Origin of the sequence: Stenotrophomonas sp. NY11291 (assembly GCF_023277365.1) — a bacterium.
GTDB lineage: Bacteria > Pseudomonadota > Gammaproteobacteria > Xanthomonadales > Xanthomonadaceae > Stenotrophomonas > Stenotrophomonas geniculata.
In genome coordinates, this window is the sequence record NZ_CP096975.1 from 68571 (window position 1) to 89355 (window position 20785).

Below are 20785 nucleotides of genomic sequence, written 5' to 3' on the forward strand. Positions count from 1 at the left end.
TTGCTACGGTCCGGCGGCCCGCCGCCGGCCGTCGCCCGTTGAAAGGAAATGTCTCCATGCCGCACCGCACGACCGTGTCCCGCTGCCTGCTGCTGGCAGTGGCCCTGGCTGCAGGCCCCGCGACGGCCGCCGCCGATGTCCCCACCCTGCTCTTCGATGTGGATGCCAATCACGGCCTGCAGGCCGTGACCGCTCACGGTGAGGCCGTAGCGAACTTTCGCGACAAGGTCGCGGTGGTCGACGACGGCGAGCATGGCAAGGCCATCCAATGGGAAGACGACGGCGTGCTTGCCTGGGACGCGCCGGGCAACATCCTGGCCCAGCGCGGCACGCTGGCCTTCGACTGGCGTTCACGCTATGCGGTGGGTGAAGCGCCGTTCGTGATCTTCCGCGTCGGCTACGCCGACCACAGCAGCTGGGACATGGCCTGGCTGCGCATCGACTGGAACGGGCACGGCTTCGATGCCTTCGTCACCGATGCCAACTTGGCACGCACACGCGTGTCGTTCCGCATGGATGCACTGCCGCGTCCCGACCAGTGGTTGCACCTGGCCTTCGCCTGGGATGAGGACCACGGCGTGCGCCTGTTCATCGATGGCCGCGAAGTGGCGCGTGCACAAGCCACAGGCGATTACGATGCGGCGCTGGACCAGCTCGGCCTGGCCGGGCGGGTGATGGCGCCCTACCAGGTGCAGAGCCGCTACAACTTCCTGCGTGGCAGCGACTTCCAGCACATCCGGGTGTACGACCGCATGCTCGACGCCCCCGCCGTGCAGGCACTGGCAGGCGGCAAGGCGCCGGCCAGCGCGGTGGCGCCGGCCAGCGACGAGCGCGCGTGGCGCCATCGCTTCGGGTGGGAAGGCGCGGCACCGCCTGCGCTGGCGTCGGCCGGCACCCGCATCCGCAAGATCGAATTCGCCGACACCCGCGACCTGAAGGCGTGGATGTGGAAGGCCACCGATGGCATCGCCGAAACCACCTGGCCGGGCGTGTACAACCGCTCGCGCCTGCCCGGCCGCAATGACTACTTCCAGCTTCCGGACTGGAACACCTATGTGGAAGGCGGCCAGCACCTGGACCTGACCCTGCCGGCCACCGAAACGGTGAACCGGGTGGAGATCCGTGGTGCGGCCTTCGGCACCCTTTCCCACGGGCCCGACGCCGAACATGCCACCGACGTGCTGGTCACGCGCCCGCGCGGCGTGGTGCGCAGCGTCGACGACATTGCCGCGCAGCGCGGCGGCGTGCTGCGTTTCAGCAACGTCGAGCAGGAAACACCGATCCAGGAAATCTGGGCCTACCACGTGAGCAAGGGCACCGAGCCGGAAGGCACGGTGAAGCAGACCTACATCATCGACAGCCGGGCGCTGCCCGACTACACCAACCTGGACGCATTGCGCCGCTACATCGACGGACGTTTCCCGGCCGCCGAACGCAGCACGGTGATGGCGCTGCCGAAGGGCGCCGGTTCCCGCCGCCGGGATGCCGGCACCCTGCCCGCACATCCGCAGCCGATCGTGCACGTGCTGATTCCTTCCGGGGTGGGTGACGCGCCGGCCAACCAGCCGCTGATCCGCAGCTGGGCCTACAGCTGGGAGAACATGCACGACGGCCTGGACGGCGTGGCCATCGACCTTCCCGCGCTGGACCTGCCGCCCACCCACGATGGACTGATCCCGCTGAACATCCGCATCAAGGATCCGATCTGGCCGGCGCGCGACATGATCGATGTATCGGTGTCGGTGCCGCCACGGCAGGCGCGCACGCTGTGGCTGGACCTGCGCGATCGCATCCTCACCCCGGACAGCCTGTGGCTGAGCATCGCCTCGGCCGCACCAGGCTTCGATGCCGATGCCCTCGACGGTGCGCAGGTCCGGCTGGTGTTCAAGCCGCGTGCCGACGCGCTGAAGGAGCACGTGGCCGACCGCTTCAACCAAGTCCGCGACAACTGGGGCTTCCTGGTGGAAGAGCACACCACGTCCAAGCGCCAGCGCCTGTACGCGCGCGTGTACGCGGACCTGAGCGACCTGCTGCGGGTGGACCCGGACCATGAACTCGGCCGCCTGTACTGGAACTACATCAGCTACAACAGCCAGGGCCGCCCGCCCTACACGGCGCCTGCCGTGCCCAGGGGCGTGCCGGCGTGGGCATTCAACCAGGTGCAGGACCTGGCGCAGGTGCGGCAGTTCGTCGACTGGTGGATCGACGAACGGCAGGGGGCCTACGGTGACTTCGGTGGTGGCATTTCGGACGATTCCGACCTGACCCAGCAGTGGCCGGGGCTGGCCCTGATGGGCGTGCAGCCGGATCGATTGAACGCCTCGCTGACCGCGCTGTCCGACGCGGTGTACCGCAACGGCATGTTCAGCAACGGCTTGAGTACCATCGAGACCGACGAGCTGCATTCCTATGAGGAAGGCATCAACACCAACAGCGCCATGCTCTACCTCAACTGGGGCGATCCGCTGACGCTGGAACGCCTGATGGAAACGGTGAAGGCCTTCGACGAGCGCATCATCCTGCGCAACCCGCAGGGCCACCTGCTGTTCTCCAGCAACTGGTTCGGTGGCAACAAGGTCTACCGCGAACCGAACTGGCAGTGGCAGAAGCCGTATTCGTTCCCGGTGCTGCACCCGGCGTTCCTGCTGGGCCAGTACAACGCCGACCCCACCGGCCGCGGGCTGGTGATCGGCCTGGCCGATGGCTATCTGGCCCACGCAGGCAAGGACGACAAGGGACGCTTCACCCTGCCCAACGAGATCAACTGGGCCAGCGGTGCCACCCGCGGCGGCGAGTTGAACAACGGCTCCGGCAGTGGCGACACGATGCACACCTTCTGGGCGGCGTGGCGCTGGAGCGGCGATGCGAAGTACCTGCAGGCACTGGACTACCGCGTGGCCCGTGGCGGTCCGGGCGCACTGGCCAACCTGGGCGAGAACGTCGTGGACGTACTGGGCCGGCAACAGGACTGGTATCCGCTGCTGCGCGCCGAGGCTGACGCGGGAAAAACCGGCTTCGCCAGCCTGATGGCCTGGCAGGCCAGCGGCGACAGGTCATACATCGCCGCCCTGCATGCCGACGGCCTGCAGGCGAAAGTGCAGCGCGCGTACATGAACACCGAGGGCCACTGGTGGTCCGACCGCGTGGAAGCGCCCAGTGAATTCCTCCAGCGCGCACGCCTGGGTGGGATCGCGCTGAAGCGCAACCAGAGTTGGCCCGGCCACACCGTCAGCTGGCGCTTCGACCGCGATGGAGCGGCCGAACAGGTCGCCCTGCTGGTGCATGCGCCGTCGCGTGAACGTTTCACCGTTACCAGCTACAACCTGGGCACGCGCACCATCGGCGCCGACATGACCGGCTGGAACGTGGCCAGCGGGACCTGGCGGATACGCAGCGGCGTGGATGCCGATGGCGATGGCCACATCGACGGCACGCCCGCCGAACGCCGCGTACAGCTGGAAACCAGCGCTTCGGTGGCGCTGCAGTTCCGTCCCGGGCGTACCGAGGTGTTCGAGTTCGAACGCGTGTCCGAGGGAACACCGGTGGAAACACGGCCGGACCTGGGCGTGGGTCGCGGCGACGTACGCATCGACGGCAGCCAGCTGCAGGTGACCGTGCACAGCCTGGGCCATGTCGGCACCGGCGTGGCCGTAGCAATGCTGGAAGACGCGCGCGGTCGCGAGATCGCCCGCACGGACGTGCCGGCGCTGGGGGCACCCCGTGACCTGCAGCCGAAGACCGTGCAGGTCTGGCTGCCGTTGCCGGCCGGTGACCGCAGCGGCCTGCGCGTGCGCGTGGCGCTGGCCGACGGTGGCGAAGAAGTGACCCGGCTCAACAACGTGGTCGGCGTGCCGCGATGATGCCTGCATTACGCCGGGCGTGATCCGGCGTGGGTCAGGACGCCTCGGTCTCCAGCCGTTTCATCCGGCGCTGGTACCAGCCATCATCCAACGGCTCGAACACCGCGCTGCGTTCCATCACGCCCTCGTAGACATGCAGCGACACGGCCACGTCCGCTTCGCTGGCGTTGCACAGCGTGTGGTACTCGTGCGGCGGAATCAGGCTGCCGGCACTACCGCGGTGGCCGTACAGCGTGGGCTGGGCGGCAAAGCGATGACGTTCGCCATCCTGTTCAATCAGCGCATAGGGAGTGACGATGAGTTCGCCCTGCCAGACGCCTTCCACGCACCACATCGCATCGTGGTCGTGCAGCGGCGTGCCCTGGCCCGGGCCCCAGCACATGGCGATGACGCTGTAGCCCAAGGTCGGGCTGCGGTGCAGTTCACGGCGTGCGTAATGCCCTTCGACCGGGCGCCGCACGCAGGGGGGCAGCTGGATGGACGGATCGACGATGGCCTCGCGCAGCACCTGCTGCAGCGCACCGGTGATGGCCTCCGGCGTGCCCAGCATCACCGCGGCATCGATCGCAGCGAACAGCCGCTCCCGGCCGGTGAATGACGGTGGCAAGGACATCGTTCCCATGCCCCGACTCTAGCCGAGAGGGGTTAACAGAATGTTTGCACCGCGGTGTCATCACTGCGTGCCGCGCTGCACGAACGGTACTTTCGCGTACAGCGCACGTTCGCCGGCACGAGGATCGTCCACCACGCCGCTCTGGCGATCAAACAGCATGGTCTGCCGCCGGGGCAGCGCGTAGGGGGGCCATTGCGGCATTCCGCGATGATTGGGGTCGCCGTTGCGCGCGAAGGCGATCAGTGCGTCGCTCATTGTCGCCGCCAGCGTATGCGCGTCCGCGCCGCCACCGGTGCGTGCGCCGGGCAGGCCGGCGTTGTCGAACACCAGCGGGATGTCGAGCGTGTGGAAGGCGCGCAGCCGGCCTTGCTCCACCGGTGAGCCCCAGTCCAGCTGGTAGGCCCAGGTGGGCGCGGCCCCGCTGGGCTGGCGCGCACGCGCTTCCAGCTCCTCCACTGCGCCGCGCCAGGAACGTCCTGCGGTAGTGGCCGCGAAGAACACCTCCGAAGGCGTGTAATGCGGGTACAGGCGCCGGTACTCGGCGATCACCGTCTGCGGCAGCAGATCCACGAACTGCTGGCGTTGCAGCTGTGCCGGCAGCGTCTCCCAGGTCAAGGTGAAGTTGGCCGGATCGTTGCCGAGGAAGGCACGGGTCTCGTCGCGCGTATTGCCGATGACCATCGGAATGCTGGCCGACTGCCGCGGCGCCTGCGGCCAGAACGGATGCACCGGGAGGGAGACTTCGTCCAGTACCGGCCCGAAGTACAGCGACGTGCTTTCCACCCGCGATGGATCGCGGGCACGGGTGGCTGCAAGCAGATCCGTGGCCGGGAGCCGCAGCAGGGCAGACAGGTCCTTTGCACCCACTGCCTCCATTGCGATGGCAGCGCGCTGCGCGGCGGCACGCGGGCCGGCCGCGGTGACCTGCTGCCCGCTCATCGTCCACGCGCGCTGGAACAGGCCGCGTGCCGCCGGCATCGCCATCAGCGTGGCGATCTTGGCGCCGCCCCCGGACTGGCCGAACACGGTGATGTTTCCAGCGTCACCGCCGAAGATCGCCGCGTGCTCGCGCACCCACTGCAGCGCCTGTACCAGGTCGAGCTGGCCGACATTCCCCGACGCGGCGTAGCGTGCGTCGCCAAGTGCGCCCAGGTACAGGTAACCGAAGGTGTTCAGCCGATGATTGAGGGTCACCACCACCACATCGCCGCGGCGGCACAGCGCACTGCCGTCGTACAGCGGATCGCTGCCGGAGCCGTTGTTGAACCCACCCCCGTGTATGTAGACCAGCACCGGGCGGCGGCCGCCATCCCCCAGTGCGGGGGTCCAGACGTTGAGGAACAGGCAGTCTTCGCTGCCGGGGCCTTCCGCGCCGCCCTGCGGTGCGGCCGCGCCATAGTCCAGTGCATCGGCGATCCCGTTCCATGCCGCTTCCCGGCGTGGTGGCTGGAAGCGATGGGTGCCGGTATCGGCGCCGTAGCGCACGCCGCGGAATACCAGCACGCCTTGTTCATGCTGGCCGCGCAGGCGCCCCCCGCGCACGCGGACGATCGGCAGGCGTTCGTCGCGTGCACCGGGCATCGCGGCTGCCGGCAGTGCCACCAGCGTGGCCGTGGCCAGCGCCCAGCGCGCGCTGTCGCGCAGGAAACGGCGGCGCTGCAGATCGTCGGGTGCTCTCGTCATCGGCTGCCCTCCGCATCCTTTCCTGCTGTCAGCCATGCCTGCGCCAGCGCTGGCCACTGCGACAGGGTGGAGCCGGGCTGCAGGCGCATGCCGAAGCCGTGGCCGCCATGGGCGAACACATGCAGTTCGTGCTCGACACCCGCCCTGGCCAGCGCCTGCGCCATCACCTCGCTGTTGTGCACGCTGACCACGCGATCGTCGTTGGCATGGATCAGCATCGTCGGCGGCATGTCCGCATGCACGTGCTCCTGCACCGAGTACTGCGTCGCCAATGCGGGGTCAGGGCGCTCGCCCAGCAATCGCCCGCGCGAACCACTGTGCGCATGCGCGCCCATGTCGATGACCGGGTAGACCAGCACCGCCCGTGCCGGGCGCGCGCTCAGCTGATCGATCGCATCGCGTGCGGGATAGACCGGCGCATCGAAGCCGGTGGCCAGCCGCGCAGCCACGTGGCCGCCGGCGGAAAAGCCCATGACCGCCACATTGTCCGCCTCCAGGCCGCGGCGCGCGGCCTGGTCGCGCACGACCCGCAGCGCACGCTGGGCATCGGCCAGCGCCGCCTGGCGGTCCCTGCCCGGCTGCGGCAGGCGGTAGCGAAGCACGAACAGGGTGAAGCCTGCCCGCTGCACCCAGTCCGGCACCAGCGCGCTGCCCTCCTTGTCGATTACCACCCGCTGGTAGCCGCCGCCCGGAATGACCAGCACCGCCTGCCCGTTCGGACGTGGCGGCGCGTGCACGATCATGTATGGCGCATCGATCCCGTCCACGAACCGGTCCGGATGGGCCGGATCGGGGCTGCGCTCAACCACCCGCGCCTTCCGCGCCGGAGCGCTCTGGCCAGGTACCTGGCCGTCCGGCCACAGCGGCAGGCGTTCGCCCGCCACCTCCCCGGCAAGCCGCTGGCCGTCGCGCAGCGGGACGTCGCTGGCACGTGCCGGGGCAAGCGTCAACAGAACGCACAGGAACAGCACAAGAGGGGGCAGACGCATGGCGGACCGGGCTCCAGCGAAGGGTGGGCAGCGTGCCGCAGGCGCCCCGGAAGCGGGTGTGATGCGCTGCGGCTTGCGTGATGACACCGGTTTACCATATACACCTCCTGCAGACGCTGTCGATGGGCAGTGCAACAACGCAGAGGGAGACCGTTCTTGAGCAACGAACACGGCACACAGGGGCAGAGGCCGGCGCCGGACGGTGCAGCCGCCATCGCCCGCGCCTTCACCGATGCACGCCGCGCAGGCAAGGCCCTGCCCGCGTTCCCCGGAGAGATCCCCGTCGATCTGGTGGCTGCCTACCACGTGCAGGACCAGGCCATTGGCCTGTGGAGCGATACAGTGGTCGGCTGGAAGGTGGGTTACATCGCTGCCGAGCGCCGCGACGGCTCCGGCGATGAGCGCCTGCTGGGGCCGATCTTCAAACGTCAGCTCTGGAATGATACCGGTGGAACAACCGACATCCCGGTCTTCGTCGGGGGCTTCGGCGCAGTCGAAGCAGAGTACGTGCTGGAGCTGTTGGAGGACGCGCCGGCCGGACAGCTGGACTGGTCCCCGGAACAGGCCGAAGCGCTGCCTGCGCGCCTCTATATCGGCGTGGAAGTGGCCAGCAGCCCGCTGGCCACCATCAACGAACTTGGTCCGCGCGTGGTGGTGTCCGACTTTGGCAACAACAACGGCCTGGTGCTGGGCCCGGAGATCGTCGACTGGACCGCACGCGACGAAAACTCGCTGCGTGCCGAGACACTGATCGAAGGTGAGGTGGTCGGCACCGGTGGCGCCACCCGCCTGCCCGGTGGCCTGCGCGCGGCATATGCCTTTGCGCTGTCCCGTTCGGCCCTGCGTGGCCGGCCGCTGCGCAAGGGCGACCTGATCGCCACCGGCAATGCCACCGGCATCCACGATATCGAGGCAGGACAAACGGCGCTGGTGCGCTTTGCCGGCTTCGGTGACATTGCCTGCCGGGCCGTGCCCGCGGGATGACCGCGGGGCTGCCCTGGTGAACACGCGCGGGAGGGCGCAGATGATCACACGACGTAACTTCCTGGCCGGGGGCGCTGCTGCCCTGGCCACCCCGATGCTCGCCGCCTGTGGCCGCGGGCCGGGCGGCGATATGGCCGGTGGCGCGCTGTTGACCGCCACCGACGTGCATGTGGCCGACTACCCTACCGTCACCGCGGTGAAGTGGATCGGCGAAACGCTGCAGCGCGAAACCAACGGTCGCCTGCGCCTGCGCCAGTACCACTCCGGCCAGCTGGGCCGCGAATCCGAGGCGATCGACATGGCGCGCTTCGGTGCCATCGATATCACCCGCGTGTATGCCGGTGCGCTGAACAATGCCTTTCCGCTGACCCAGGCGCTGTGCCTGCCCTACGTGTTCACGTCGGTGGCGCACCAGCGTGCCGCGTTGGATGACGGCGTGGCCGAAGCCGTGCTGCGCGGCTTCCAGGGCCGCGGCCTGGTCGGCCTGGCGATCTACGATTCCGGTGCACGCTGCTTCTACAACACCAAGCACCCCATCGTTTCGCCCAAGGACCTGCACGGCCTGAAGCTGCGCGTCGCCTCATCGGACATCTTCATCCAGCTGATGCGCCTGCTCGGCGCCAACCCGACGCCGATGTCGCTGGGCGACACGTTCTCCGGGATGGAAACCCACATGATCGACGGCGCCGAGAACAACATGCGCAGCTTCCATTCCAGCCGCCACTTCGAAGCGGCGCACTACTGGTCGCAGAGCGACCATTCGTACGCGCCGGATGTGTTGCTGATGTCGCGTGCCAGTTTCGAACGCCTGTCGCCTGACGACCGCCAGCTGCTGCTGCAGATCGCGCGCGCGTCGGTGAAGGTGATGCGCGAGCAGTGGGATGCGTCGGAGGACGCCGCACGCCGCGCCGTGCTGGCCTATGGGGTGAAAGCCAACGAGGTGGACATGCCCGCCTTCCGCACCGCCGCCCAGCCGCTGCTGCAGCAGTACCTGCAGCAGCCGGAGATCGCCGCGCTGGTCGACCGCATCCGCGCCGCCTGAGGACACTGCCATGATCGAGACGACGACGCCCGCCACCGGGCCTGGCCAGCGCCTGCTGGACCGCATCGCCGACATCGCCATCTACGGCGCCGTTGCTGCCCTGCTGGGGCTGGTGGTGGTGCAGGGCTGGCAGGTGTTCGCGCGCTACGTGATCAACGATTCGCCCAGCTGGACTGAGCCGGTCACGCTGCTGCTGCTGGCCACGGCGATGAGCCTGGGTGCCGCCTGCGGTGTGCACACCAACCGCCACTTCGGCTTCTTCCTGCTGCATGCCTACCTGGGCCCCGGCCTGCGCCGTGCGGTGGACGTGCTGGTGCAGCTGGTGGTGGCGGTGCTGGGAGGCTTCATCGCCTTCTGGTCGGGTGATCTGCTGCTCGACGGCCTGGACATCAAGACCGCCGGCGCCGATCTGCCGCAGAGCATCAACTACCTGCCACTGGCGGTGGGCGGCGGGCTGATGCTGCTGTTCGCGCTGAACCGTGCGTGGAACGCGCTGCAGGCCCGCGCCACCGGCGCCGAAGACGCTGAAGGAGATCGTTGATCCATGGGTATCACCATCCTGTTCTCCGTGTTTGCCGTGCTGCTGCTGCTCGGCGTGCCGGTGGCCTACGCGCTGGCCGCTGCCGCGCTGGCCACCCTGCTCTACCTGGATATCCCCAGCATCGTGCTGGTGCAGCAGATCTCGGCCGGTACCGGCTCGGCCTCGCTGATCGCCATTCCGTTGTTCATCTTCGCGGGCGAGATCATGATGCGCGGCGGCATCTCCGAGCGCCTGATCGCCTTGGCCTCGTCGCTGGTGGGGCGCTTGCGCGGTGGCCTCGGCCAGGTCTCGATCCTGTCCTCGCTGTTCTTCGGCGGCGTGTCCGGCTCGGCCATTGCCGAAGTTTCGGCGGTCGGCGGCACGATGATCCCGCAGATGGTCAAGCGCGGCTACGACCGCGATTTCGCCGTCAACGTCAGCATCACCGCCGCGCTGGTGGCGCTGCTGGTGCCGCCGTCGCACAACCTGATCCTGTTCTCGGCCGCTGCCGGTGGGGGCCTGTCCATCGCCGATCTGTTCGCCGCCGGCATTGTCCCCGCGCTGCTGATGACGTTGGCGCTGATGGTCACCGGCTATGCGGTGGCGCGCCGCCGCGGCTATGGCGTGGAGGTCTTTCCCGGCTGGCGCGCCGTGGCCCTGCGCATCGTCTCCGCCCTGCCCGGCCTGGGCCTGGTCGCGCTGATCTTCATCGGTATCCGTGCCGGCATCTTCACCGCAGTGGAAAGCGCAGCCATCGCCGTGGTCTACGCCTTGCTGGTGACCACCGTGCTGTACCGGCAACTGCGCTGGCGCGAGTTCTTCGACACCGTCATCCACGCGGCGCGCAGCACGGGCGTGATCCTGTTCGTGATCGCCACCGCCGCCGTGTTTGGCTGGCTGCTGGCCTACCTGCAGGTGCCCGCGGCCGCCGTCGAGTTCCTGCAGTCGTTCGCGCACAGCCAGTTCATGGTGCTGCTGATGATCGTGGTGATGCTGCTGCTGCTGGGCACCTTCATGGACCTGGCGCCGATGATCCTGATCTGCACGCCGATCTTCCTGCCGGTGGCCCGCGCCTACGGCATCGATCCGATCCACTTCGGCCTGGTGCTGGTGCTCACCGGTGGCCTGGGTCTGGTCACGCCCCCGGTGGGCTCGGTGCTGTTCATCGGCACGGCCATCGGCAAGATCAGCGTGGGCCAGAGCATGCGCACGATCTGGCCGTTCTGGTTCGCCGCGCTCGCCGTGCTGCTGGTCGTGGCCTTCTTCCCCTCACTGTCGTTGTGGCTGCCCGCCGCGCTGCGCGGCTGAGCCACAAGGAGACTGCCATGCGTGCACTGTGTATCGCCGCCACCATCACTCTGCTCGTGCTGTTGCTGCCGGCACGGCCTGCACCCGCGGCGGAGCCCGCGCGCGCCCCGGCGCAGTGGGCGCGGGGGCTGGAACACCAGCGCCAGGCGGACCGGGGCGATGGCACGTTCCTCAATCCGGTGCTGGCCGGTGACCATCCGGATCCCTCGGTGCTCAAGGACGGGGACGATTACTACCTCACGCTGTCGTCGTTCGACGCCTACCCCGGGCTCCCGATCTGGCACTCGCGCGACCTGGTGAACTGGCAGCCGCTGGGACATGCGGTCACCCGCAACGTGGGGGCGATCTGGGCGCCGGACATCGTCAAGCATCGGGGGCGCTACTTCATCTACTTCCCGGCCCGCACCGGCGAGCGCCGCAGCAACTTCGTGGTCTGGGCCGATGACATCAAGGGCCCGTGGAGCGCGCCGATCGACATCGGCCTGGGTGGCTACATCGATCCCGGCCATGCAGTGGGTGAAGACGGCAAGCGCTACCTGTTCCTCAGTGGCGGTGATTACGTGCAGCTGGCCGACGACGGGTTGAGCGTGGTCGGCACGCCGAAACACGTCTATGACGGCTGGCGCTACCCGCAGGACTGGGACGTTGAGGCCTACGCGCAGGAAGGCCCGAAGATCCACGTCCGCGACGGCTGGTACTACATGACCACGGCAGTGGGCGGCACCGCCGGTCCGCCGACCGGGCACATGGTGATCACCGCGCGCTCGCGTTCGATCCACGGACCATGGGAGAACGCGCCCAACAACCCGATCACGCGCACGCAGTCGGCGGCCGAGCCCTGGTGGTCACGCGGCCACGCGACGGTGATCGAAGGGACCGATGGACGCTGGTGGATGATGTACCACGGGTACGAGAACGGCTTCTGGACGCTGGGTCGGCAGGCCCTGCTCGAACCGATCGAATGGACCGCTGACGGCTGGTTCCGGGCCACGGGCGGAGACCTTGGTCAGCCACTGCGCAAGCCGGCCGGACAGGCGCTGTCGCCGCATGGCATGGCGCTGTCGGATGATTTCCGCGGCAGCACGCTTGGCCCGCAGTGGGCGTTCTTCAACCCGGCGCAGGATGAGTACCGCCGGCTGGGTTTCAGTGGCAACGGCCTTGTCCTGCAGGGCAAGGGCAGCACGCCGCGCGACGCCTCGCCGCTGACCACCATCGCCGGCGACCGGGCCTATCAGTTCGAGGTGGAGATGGAGATCGCCCCCGGTGCCGTGGGCGGCGCGCTGCTGTTCTACAGCGACCGGCTGTACGCGGGCGTGGGCAGCAACGGCGAGTCGTTCATCATGCATCGCTACGGCGAGGAGCGCCCTGCCCGACCGGCCCCGGGCCGCGGCGGCCGGCTGTGGTTGCGGGTGACCAACAACCGCCACATCGTCACCTTCCACTCCAGCACCGACGGGCACACTTGGCAGAAGTATCCGGTTCAGATGGAAGTGTCCGGTTACCATCACAATGTCGCGGGCAGGTTCCTGGCGTTGAAGCCGGCGCTGTATGCGGCCGGCGACGGTGCGGTAACCTTCCGCAACTTCCGCTACCGCGCGCTGGACTGAGCGCGGAGCCGGAATCCCCAGACTTACCGGGTTCAAAACATGTCAGTGCGCAACAAGAACGATGCCGCTACGCCGGCATTGGCGAAGGGCAAGGCAGCCACCATCAACGACATCGCGCGACTGTCGGGTGTATCCAAGAAAACGGTTTCAAGAATCATCAACAACTCGCCACTGGTGCGCAAGGACACGCGCGACAAGGTGGAAGCGTTGATGCGTGAAGTGGGCTACACGCCCGATCCACTGGCCCGCGGGCTGGCGTTCCGCCGCTCCTTCCTGATCGGCATGGTCTACGACAACCCCACCGCGCAGTACATCGTGGACATGCAGTACGGCGCGCTGGATGCATTGCGTGGATCCAGTTTCGAGCTGGTGGTGCATCCCTGTGACAGCCGCAGCCCCGGCTACATCGAAGGCGTGCGTCGCTTCGTGCAGCAGCAGAAGCTGCACGGCGTCATCCTAGTGCCGCGTGCCTCGGAAGACCAGGCGCTGGCGGACATGCTCGATGAGATCGGCTGCCGGTTTACCCGCGTGGCAGCGCTGCCGCTGGACGAAAGCTCGCAGATGGTGGTTACCCATGACCGCGATGGTGCGGCCGAAGCCGCCGACTACCTGCTCTCGCTCGGCCACCGTGACATTGCCCTGGTGACCGGTCCCAGCGCCTACCGTTCGGCCCATGAACGTACCGCCGGCTTCATCGACGCACTGTCGCAACGCGGTATCGAGCTGCCGAAGGACCGCATCATCGAGGCCGGCTACACCTTCGAATCCGGTGTCGCCGCTGCCGAGAAACTGCTGCTGGGCAAGCGCCGCCCGACCGCCATCTTCACCGGCAACGATGAAATGGCCGCCGGTATCTACAAGGTGGCGCTGCGCGCGGGCATCAACATTCCGCGCCAGCTGTCCATTGTCGGCTATGACGACAGCCCGCTTGCCTCGCGCCTGTGGCCCTCGCTGACCTCGGTGCGCCGGCACACGCGCGATACCGGACGCACCGCCGCGGCGATGCTGATCCAGCCCGAAGGCCAGGCCGCGCTGCCCATTGCCAGCGTGCGGCCGCACCTGATCGTCCGCGATTCCTGCCAGCCGCCGGAGGATTGATCCCCAAGGATCAATCCTGCAGGTCACGACCTCTGGTCGTGACACGCCCCTGCCCCATCCACCCGATCCACCGCGCCCTGCCCGGGCCATCCCGGCATCGTGCGACGCAAAATGACACCGGTTTCCTGTCTGGCTAGAATCGACCGTGAACCGCGCCGGGGCCGACCCGTCGGCCCGCCCCCCGCTCTGGAGACGCCATGTACAGCAAGACCCATTACGCCACCCATCCCGATGCCATCCACGGTGCCAGCAACGACCAGCTGCGTGACCTGTACCTGCTCGATGGCCTGTTCAACGCCGGTGCGGTGACCCTCAAGTACACCCACTACGAGCGCTTCGTGATTGGTGGCGCCGCCCCGGTGGACGCACCGCTTGCGCTGCCGACCCAGACCGAACCCGCTTCGGCCGCAGGCCACCCGTTCCTGGAGCGCCGGGAACTGGGCGTGATCAACGTCGGCAGCGGCACTGGTACGGTCACCGTGGATGGCACCGGCTACACGCTGGGTCCGAAGGACGGTCTGTACGTGGCCATGGGCAGCAAGGAGGTCGTGTTCGCCTCGCAGGACGCCGCCAACCCCGCCCAGTTCTATCTGGCCTCGACCCCGGCCCATGCCCGCTTCGAAACCAGGCAGCTGTCCATCAAGGACGCCGTTGCACTGGACCGCGGCGCGCTGGAAACCAGCAACGAGCGCACCATCTACCAGTACATCGTGCCGGCCACCTGCCAGTCCTCGCAGCTGCTGCTGGGCCTGACCGTGCTCAAGCCGGGCAGCGTGTGGAACACCATGCCGCCGCACCTGCACGACCGTCGCAGCGAGGTCTACTTCTACTTCGACCTGGGTGACAGCGACCGCGTCTACCACTTCATGGGCGAGCCGGCCGCGCAGCGTCACATCGTGATCCAGAACAACGAAGCGGTAGTGTCGCCGCCGTGGTCGATCCACATGGGCGCCGGCACCAGCAACTACGCCTTCATCTGGGCGATGGGTGGCGAGAACCTGGACTACACCGACATGCACGTGCTGGACATCTGCCAGCTCAAGTAAGCCCGCCTGGCCGCCGCGCACCGTGTGCCGGCCGTCGACACCGCTCGTCTCTATCAAGGAACGCATACGCAATGGCTAATCCCTTCAGCCTGGAAGGCAAGGTCGCTCTGGTAACCGGTGGCAATACCGGTCTGGGCCAGGGCATCGCCGTGGCACTGGCCGCCGCTGGTGCCGACGTCGCCGTGGCCGGCATCGCCCCGCCCACCGATACCATCGAAAAGATCACCGCGCTGGGCCGCCGCTGCCTGGCCATCGAAGCCAACCTGATCAGCATCGAGCCGGTGGCGCGCGTGGTCCGCGAGACCATCGAAGGCCTGGGCGGGTTGGACATCCTGGTCAACAACGCCGGCCTGATCCGCCGCGCCGATGCGGTGGACTTCAGCGAGCAGGACTGGGACGACGTGATGAACGTCAATCTCAAGTCCGCGTTCTTCATTTCGCAGGCCGCCGGCCGCCACTTCATCGAACAGGGCCACGGCAAGATCATCAACATCGCTTCGATGCTGTCCTTCCAGGGCGGTATCCGCGTGCCGTCGTACACCGCCAGCAAGAGCGGCATCGCCGGCATCACCCGGCTGCTGGCCAACGAGTGGGCGGGCAAGGGCATCAACATCAATGCCATCGCCCCGGGCTACATGGCGACCGACAACACCGCCCAGCTGCGCGCCGACGAAGCGCGCAACAAGGCGATCCTGGAGCGCATCCCGGCCGGTCGCTGGGGCACGCCGGATGACCTGGCCGGTGCGGCGGTGTTCCTGGCCTCGTCGGCGTCGGATTACATCAACGGCGCCGTGCTGCCGGTCGATGGTGGCTGGCTGGCGCGCTGACGCGTGATCCGCGGTAGTGCCGGCCGCTGGCCGGCGTCCTGGCAATGCTTCCGCCGTTCATGAGGTTGCCGGGCAGCGGCCGGCACTACCGGAGACCGGACATGCGCACCCTGTTGCCTTTGTTGTTGCTGCTGTCGTGCACCACCGCGCAGGCGGCGCCCGTGCGGGTATTCATTGCCGGTGACTCCACTGCGGCCGCATACGGCCCCGAGCGCGCGCCGCAGGCCGGCTGGGGCCAGGCGCTGCAGAGCTACCTGGACCCGGCGCGCTTGGAGGTGCACAACCACGCCAAGGGCGGGCGCAGCACGCGCAGTTTCATCGAGGAAGGGCGCCTGGAGGCCATCGCCGCCGAGCTGCGCCAAGGCGACGTGCTGCTGATCCAGTTCGGCCACAACGATGCGAAGTTCGAAGACCGCACGCGCTACACCGATCCGGACAGCGACTACCCACGCCTGCTGATGCGTTACGTACAGGTGGCCCGCGCAAAGGGCGCCACGCCGGTGCTGGTCACGCCGGTGGCGCGGCTGCTGTACGACTTCGGTTCACTGCTGGATACGCATGGCCGCTACACGCAGTCGATGAAGGCGTTGGCCGCGCGCGAGCAGATTGCGCTGATTGATCTGAATGACCGCAGCATGCGCTGGGTCCGCGCGCTGGGTGAGGAGGGCGCGCGACCCTACTTCCTGTTCGTGCCCGAACAGAACAAGGCCGACGGCACCCATTTCAGCGTGGCCGGCGCACATGCGGTGGCCTGCCTGGTATTGCGCGAGGCGGTGCCGCTGCTACCCGCGCTGCAGCCGGCGCTGGTGCGGGATATCGACTGCGACGTGGTGGCGGAAGGGCAGGGTAGCGACCCAGCCCTGCCCTCGCAGGTGGTGCACGAAGACAGTGTTGTGCGCACGCAAGCAGGCCCGCACGGCGGTGCCGGCCCGACCACGGCGTATCCGTTCTTCGCCGATGCCGAAGGGCTGCCGTTCGTGCTGCGCAAGCGTGTGCTGCACAAAGGCGCGGGCATCGGCCTGCATCCGCAGCACAAGGACGAGATCTATTACATCGTCAGTGGGCAGGGCAGTTATGTGCTGGATGGCAGGCAGTACGACGTGCACGCCGGGCACGCGCTGCTGACCCGCAAGGGCAGCCACCATGCGCTGCAGCAGGTGGGTGAGGAGGATCTGGTGGTGCTGCTGGTGTACCCGCGCTGATTGAAACGTAGCCGAGCATGGGCTCGGCTTTACAGAACAGCGCCGGCGTGCATGGTCATCGTCGTTCGACAGGCTCCGGGCCGAAGTGCTTCAGCCCCAACCTGGCCAGGTCTTCCGGTCGCTCGAAATAGGCTTCGTCGAAGGCGTGCAGCGCCTCCTGCTCCTGTTCGGTCATCGCGCCGTACAGGTCGGTCAGTTGCTTGACCGCCGGGTCATCTTCCAGCCGGTCGACCAGCCCGCGCATGCCGGCCAGGATCGCGTGGGTCTTCGCCGCGCCCATCGCCTGCAGCGCACGTAACGCCAGCTGGCAGGTCGGGTCGCCCCAGTTGCACAGGAACTGCATGAAGCCGCCGTTGTTGATGTCGGCCTCCATGCGCCACAGCGCCACCAGCTGCTGGTCTTCGTCGGACAGCGCATCACACGTCGCCGCCGTCCGCCCAGCCTTCACCCGTGCCGGCCTGGAACACGTGATCGTCAGCCTGCACGTCACCGGCAGGCAGGTGCGCCTGGTCGGCCAGTGCCGCGTAGATTGGGGTGAAGTCCGGCGACGTCGCCTGCATCAGCTGTTCAAAGCTGTCGATGACGAAGTAGGTCTTCTGGAAGGTGTCGATGCGGTACTTCGTTCGCATGATCCGCTGCAGGTCGAAACCGATGCGGTTGGGTGCGGCCGATTCCAGCGAGTACAGCGACTCGCCCTTGGACGACACGATGCCGGCACCGTAGATGCGCAGGCCGTCGGGCGTGTCGATCAGGCCGAACTCCACCGTGTACCAGTACAGGCGGGTGAGGTTCTGCAGCGCGTCCGGGCCGATCGCGTGGGCTTTGACGCCGCCACGGCCATAGGCCTCCATGTAGTCGGCGAACACCGGGTTCATCAGCAGCGGCACGTGGCCGAACAGGTCGTGGAACAGGTCCGGCTCGGCGATGTAGTCGATCTGGTCCGGGCGACGGATCCACCAGGTCACGGGAAAGCGGCGGTTGGCCAGGTGGTCGAAGAAATCCAGTTCCGGCAGCAGGCCTTCGACGCCGACCAGGGTCCAGCCGGTGGCCGCGCCCAGCACTTCGTTGAGCTGGTCGAAGCGCGGAATCATGTGCGCGTTCATGCCCATCTCGTCCTGCGCGTCCAGGAATTCCTGGCAGGCACGGCCGACCAGCAGCTCGCGCTGGCGCTGGTACAGCGTGCTCCAGGTGGCGTGGTCGTCGGCGCTGTAGGTGTCCCACGGCTGCTCGACGAGCGCGGTGGTGTACACCGGCACGTAGCCCTTGTCGGTCTGCTGGTGTTCGACGCGGCGGGGCTGGGCGAGGTCCATGGGGCACTCCTTGAAGGGATAGCCACGATGCTAGGGCAGGGCGCGCGCAACAGGGTTGCAAAAGTTGCGCCGATTGGCATTGTTGGCGCAATATCCTTGCGCAGTCACCATGTTGCGGAGCAGCAATGGCCGGAGAAGTCCAGTTTGATCGCACGGATATACGCCTGCTGGCTGAAATCCAGCGGGATGGGCGCGCCACCAACGCGGAGCTGGCGACTCGGGTGAACCTGTCGCCCTCGGCCTGCCTGCGCCGCCTGCAGCGGCTGGAAAGCGAGGGCGTGATCGTCGGCTACGGCGCGCGGCTGGAGCCGCGGCAGCTGCGCCTGGGCCTGCAGGCCTTCGTGCGCGTGCAGTTGGAAAAGCACGACCAGGCCGCCATCGGCCACTTCGTGGACAGCGTGCAGGGCTGGGACGAGGTGGTGGCCTGCCATGCGCTGACCGGCGACATGGACTACCTGCTGCACGTCTACGTGCGCGACCTGGAGCACTTTTCGCACTTCCTGCTGGACCGCCTGCTCAACGCCGGCGGCGTGGCCGACGCCAATTCCAGCTTCGTGCTGCGCACGGTGAAGGGTTTCCAGGCATTGCCGTTGTCGCAGTTGGAATGAGCGCAGCGGCGATTTGACGCGGCCGGGCGGGTAGCCGAGCATCACCGCCCTGCGCGCGCCGCAGCGTTCCTTTCCGGTTCCACGCATGTCCGAACTCCAGCACCCGGTGCCCACCACCATCTTCCTGCCGCTGCAGCGCAAGTCGCTGGCACGTTACATCGCTCACGGCACGCCGCCGCAGACGGCAGTGGAGCAGGCCGGGCTGATGGCCGCGCAGTTGTGCCGGACGCGCCTGCATCCAGCGGCCGAGATCGAACGCCTGCTGCATGATGCCTGCGCGCTGTTTGCCGGCAACGAAGGCGCCGCCGCGCAGCTGGCCGGCCCCGGTGGCGGAGGCCAGCCGGAGCTGGATGCCTGGCTGACCGCATTGGCCGCCCACGGCGTGCTGCTGGCGCCGGCGCAGATCCTGCAGGACGTCATCGCGCAGTCGCCATTGGAGTATCCGGGCCTGGCCCTGCAGCAGGCCTGCCAGGAAACCCTGACCGAGCATGAGATCCGCTTTCCCGCCACCTTTTCCAGTGACGAGGCGCTCACGCAGGATGACGTGGCCGCCGAGGACGCGCGTGCGGTCGAACACCATGGCCTGTACACCTCCGAGCAGGCCCGCGTGCTGCGCGCCATCGCCGCCAACCCCGATGAGCTGATCGACCTCGATGGCTATGCCGGCACCGGCAAGGGCCACCTGGTGCTGGCGCTGATGGAGGCGCGGCCCGGCCGCTACACCTACGTGGCGCCCTCGCGTGGGCAGGTGGAAGCCTTCCGCAGCCGCGTGCCGGCCAGCACCGCGGTGCGCCTGCTGACCCAGATCGAGTTCGCCAACCGCGTGGCGCAGCATGCCGCGCGCAGCGGCCACACCGGTGGCTTCGTTGCCAGCTACCGGCGCAGCACCCGCACGCCGCGTGAGATTGCCGGCCGCATCGGCCTGCAGGGCATCGGTGGGCGCAGCCCGGAGCAGGTGCTGCTGACTGCGTTCGAGGCCATCAACCGTTGGTGCGCGTCGTCTGCACCGGGCTTGGCGTTCCAGCATTTCGACCGGTCGGTGCCCGCCGCGATGCTCGACGTGTCGCCGTACATGGCGGCCGCCGAGCACGTCTGGCGCTGCATGTTCGACGCCGAACTGCAGCGGGGCACGCTGCTGAGCCTCAGCCCGGCGCACATCGGCAAGTGGTTGGCACTGCGCGGCGTTACCCCGCCGCTGGACATGGGCATGCTGCTGGTGGACGAGGCGCATGACCTGAGCCCGTCGTGGAAGCAGTTGCTGGCCGGCCATGCGCCTGGCGTGGTCAGCCTGGGGGATCCGCACCAGTGCCTGACCGGTACGGTGCCGCGCTGGGCCGCGTCGAAGGTGCTGGAAATGCACCAGTCGGTGCGCCAGGGCAACCAGGTCGAGGGCCTGGTCAACCAGACCCTGGCACTGGATGGACTGGGGCAGGACAGTGGGCCGTTCGTCGGTGCCGCCGACCGCGCCACCGGTGTGCTGCATTACCGCCACTGGGCGCAGGTGCCGAGCGAGGGCCTGCGCATCCATGGCAGCGTCGCCGATCTGGCCCTGGATGCGGCACAGCTGCACGCGCTCGGGCTGCGGCCCTATCTGCATCCGGCATCGCTGCGCGCGCTGCGCAGCGTGCTGCAGCGGCCGCTGGATGCGTGGCGCCGGCGCCGCGACAGCGCCTCGGACCCGGCACAGGAGCGCTTCCTGGCCACGCAGGCCGACGAAGGGCAGGGCGCGCTGGTCGAACTGTTTGCGTCTGCCGATCGGGTGCAGTCACTGCTGCAGGCGCTCGACGACCAGGACACGCCTGCTGAAGGGCGGGTGGCGCTGTGCCTGGCCGAACACGCGAAGAACCTGCAGTTCGACGTGGTCTCACTGTCACCCGGTTGCTTCAGTGCGGGGCAGGGCGGGCGCATCTGGCACAACCCGGTGCGCGCGGTCTATCTGGCACTCACCCGTGCGCGACGCCAGCTGCATGTGCCGGCCGATGGCATGGAACAGCTGCAGCACACGGCGACACTGCAGGAGCAGGCCCGTCAGGCGCGCAGGCGCGAGCGGCAGCAGGCCAGCGGTTACCGGCCTGCGCGCTAGAACGC

General features: G+C 68.1%; 17 protein-coding genes. 12 read left to right on the top strand and 5 right to left on the bottom strand.

Annotation, left to right across the window (positions count from 1 at the left end; translation table 11 throughout):
* Positions 1-56: 56 nt before the first annotated feature.
* A complete protein-coding gene (locus M1L61_RS00320; RefSeq protein ID WP_248854169.1) occupies positions 57-3860 on the top strand; it encodes a LamG domain-containing protein in 3804 nt (1267 codons plus the stop codon).
* A gap of 34 nt (positions 3861-3894) precedes the next feature.
* Here the strand turns inward: M1L61_RS00320 and M1L61_RS00325 are convergent, their stop codons facing one another.
* The 3 genes from M1L61_RS00325 to M1L61_RS00335 are packed head-to-tail and all read right to left on the bottom strand — an operon-like array spanning position 3895 to position 7127.
* A complete protein-coding gene (locus M1L61_RS00325) occupies positions 3895-4482 on the bottom strand; it encodes a cysteine dioxygenase family protein (protein ID WP_019337395.1) in 588 nt (195 codons plus the stop codon).
* 51 nt (positions 4483-4533) lie between these two features.
* Complete coding sequence (locus M1L61_RS00330) at positions 4534-6156, bottom strand: carboxylesterase family protein (protein ID WP_019337394.1); 1623 nt, start codon at positions 6154-6156, stop codon at positions 4534-4536.
* A complete protein-coding gene (locus tag M1L61_RS00335) occupies positions 6153-7127 on the bottom strand; it encodes an alpha/beta hydrolase (RefSeq protein WP_049453892.1) in 975 nt (324 codons plus the stop codon). The genes M1L61_RS00330 and M1L61_RS00335 overlap by 4 nt, the downstream gene beginning before the upstream one ends.
* A gap of 174 nt (positions 7128-7301) precedes the next feature.
* On the opposite strand from M1L61_RS00335, the gene M1L61_RS00340 reads away from it, so the two are divergent.
* The 9 genes from M1L61_RS00340 (at position 7302) to M1L61_RS00380 (ending at position 16779) form a co-directional block, all read left to right on the top strand.
* The gene (locus M1L61_RS00340) at positions 7302-8129 is read left to right on the top strand and encodes a hypothetical protein (protein WP_019337392.1); all 828 of its coding nucleotides are present in this window, start codon (positions 7302-7304) and stop codon (positions 8127-8129) included.
* A gap of 40 nt (positions 8130-8169) precedes the next feature.
* Positions 8170-9171 (top strand): TRAP transporter substrate-binding protein, encoded by a 1002-nt coding sequence (locus M1L61_RS00345; RefSeq protein ID WP_019337391.1) that lies wholly within the window; start codon positions 8170-8172, stop codon positions 9169-9171.
* A 10-nt stretch (positions 9172-9181) separates the two neighbouring features.
* Entirely contained in the window at positions 9182-9712 is a 531-nt protein-coding gene (locus tag M1L61_RS00350; RefSeq protein WP_019658831.1) for a TRAP transporter small permease, read from the top strand.
* 3 nt (positions 9713-9715) lie between these two features.
* Positions 9716-10999 (top strand): TRAP transporter large permease, encoded by a 1284-nt coding sequence (locus M1L61_RS00355; RefSeq protein ID WP_248854170.1) that lies wholly within the window; start codon positions 9716-9718, stop codon positions 10997-10999.
* A 17-nt stretch (positions 11000-11016) separates the two neighbouring features.
* The gene (locus M1L61_RS00360) at positions 11017-12606 is read left to right on the top strand and encodes a family 43 glycosylhydrolase (RefSeq protein WP_019337389.1); all 1590 of its coding nucleotides are present in this window, start codon (positions 11017-11019) and stop codon (positions 12604-12606) included.
* A gap of 39 nt (positions 12607-12645) precedes the next feature.
* Positions 12646-13704 carry a LacI family DNA-binding transcriptional regulator gene (locus tag M1L61_RS00365; protein WP_019337388.1) on the top strand — a complete coding sequence of 353 codons (1059 nt, stop codon included), beginning with the start codon at positions 12646-12648 and terminating at the stop codon, positions 13702-13704.
* A gap of 197 nt (positions 13705-13901) precedes the next feature.
* On the top strand, positions 13902-14750 hold the full coding sequence (gene kduI / locus M1L61_RS00370) for a 5-dehydro-4-deoxy-D-glucuronate isomerase (RefSeq protein ID WP_019337387.1): 849 nt from the start codon (positions 13902-13904) through the stop codon (positions 14748-14750).
* Positions 14751-14821: 71 nt separating this feature from the next.
* A complete protein-coding gene (gene kduD, locus M1L61_RS00375; RefSeq protein WP_005421125.1) occupies positions 14822-15577 on the top strand; it encodes a 2-dehydro-3-deoxy-D-gluconate 5-dehydrogenase KduD in 756 nt (251 codons plus the stop codon).
* Between the two features lie 101 nt (positions 15578-15678).
* On the top strand, positions 15679-16779 hold the full coding sequence (locus tag M1L61_RS00380) for a GDSL-type esterase/lipase family protein (protein ID WP_019337386.1): 1101 nt from the start codon (positions 15679-15681) through the stop codon (positions 16777-16779).
* 55 nt (positions 16780-16834) lie between these two features.
* Here M1L61_RS00380 and M1L61_RS00385 read toward each other — a convergent pair whose 3' ends face one another.
* On the bottom strand, positions 16835-17227 hold the full coding sequence (locus tag M1L61_RS00385; protein WP_019337385.1) for a DUF4375 domain-containing protein: 393 nt from the start codon (positions 17225-17227) through the stop codon (positions 16835-16837).
* The gene (gene phhA / locus M1L61_RS00390; protein ID WP_019658833.1) at positions 17196-18089 is read right to left on the bottom strand and encodes a phenylalanine 4-monooxygenase; all 894 of its coding nucleotides are present in this window, start codon (positions 18087-18089) and stop codon (positions 17196-17198) included. The genes M1L61_RS00385 and phhA overlap by 32 nt, the downstream gene beginning before the upstream one ends.
* Positions 18090-18214: 125 nt before the next feature.
* Between phhA and M1L61_RS00395 the strand changes: the two genes are divergently transcribed.
* Positions 18215-18697 (top strand): Lrp/AsnC family transcriptional regulator, encoded by a 483-nt coding sequence (locus tag M1L61_RS00395; RefSeq protein ID WP_004153377.1) that lies wholly within the window; start codon positions 18215-18217, stop codon positions 18695-18697.
* Positions 18698-18782: 85 nt separating this feature from the next.
* Complete coding sequence (locus tag M1L61_RS00400; protein WP_019658834.1) at positions 18783-20780, top strand: hypothetical protein; 1998 nt, start codon at positions 18783-18785, stop codon at positions 20778-20780.
* Positions 20781-20785 lie beyond the last annotated feature (5 nt).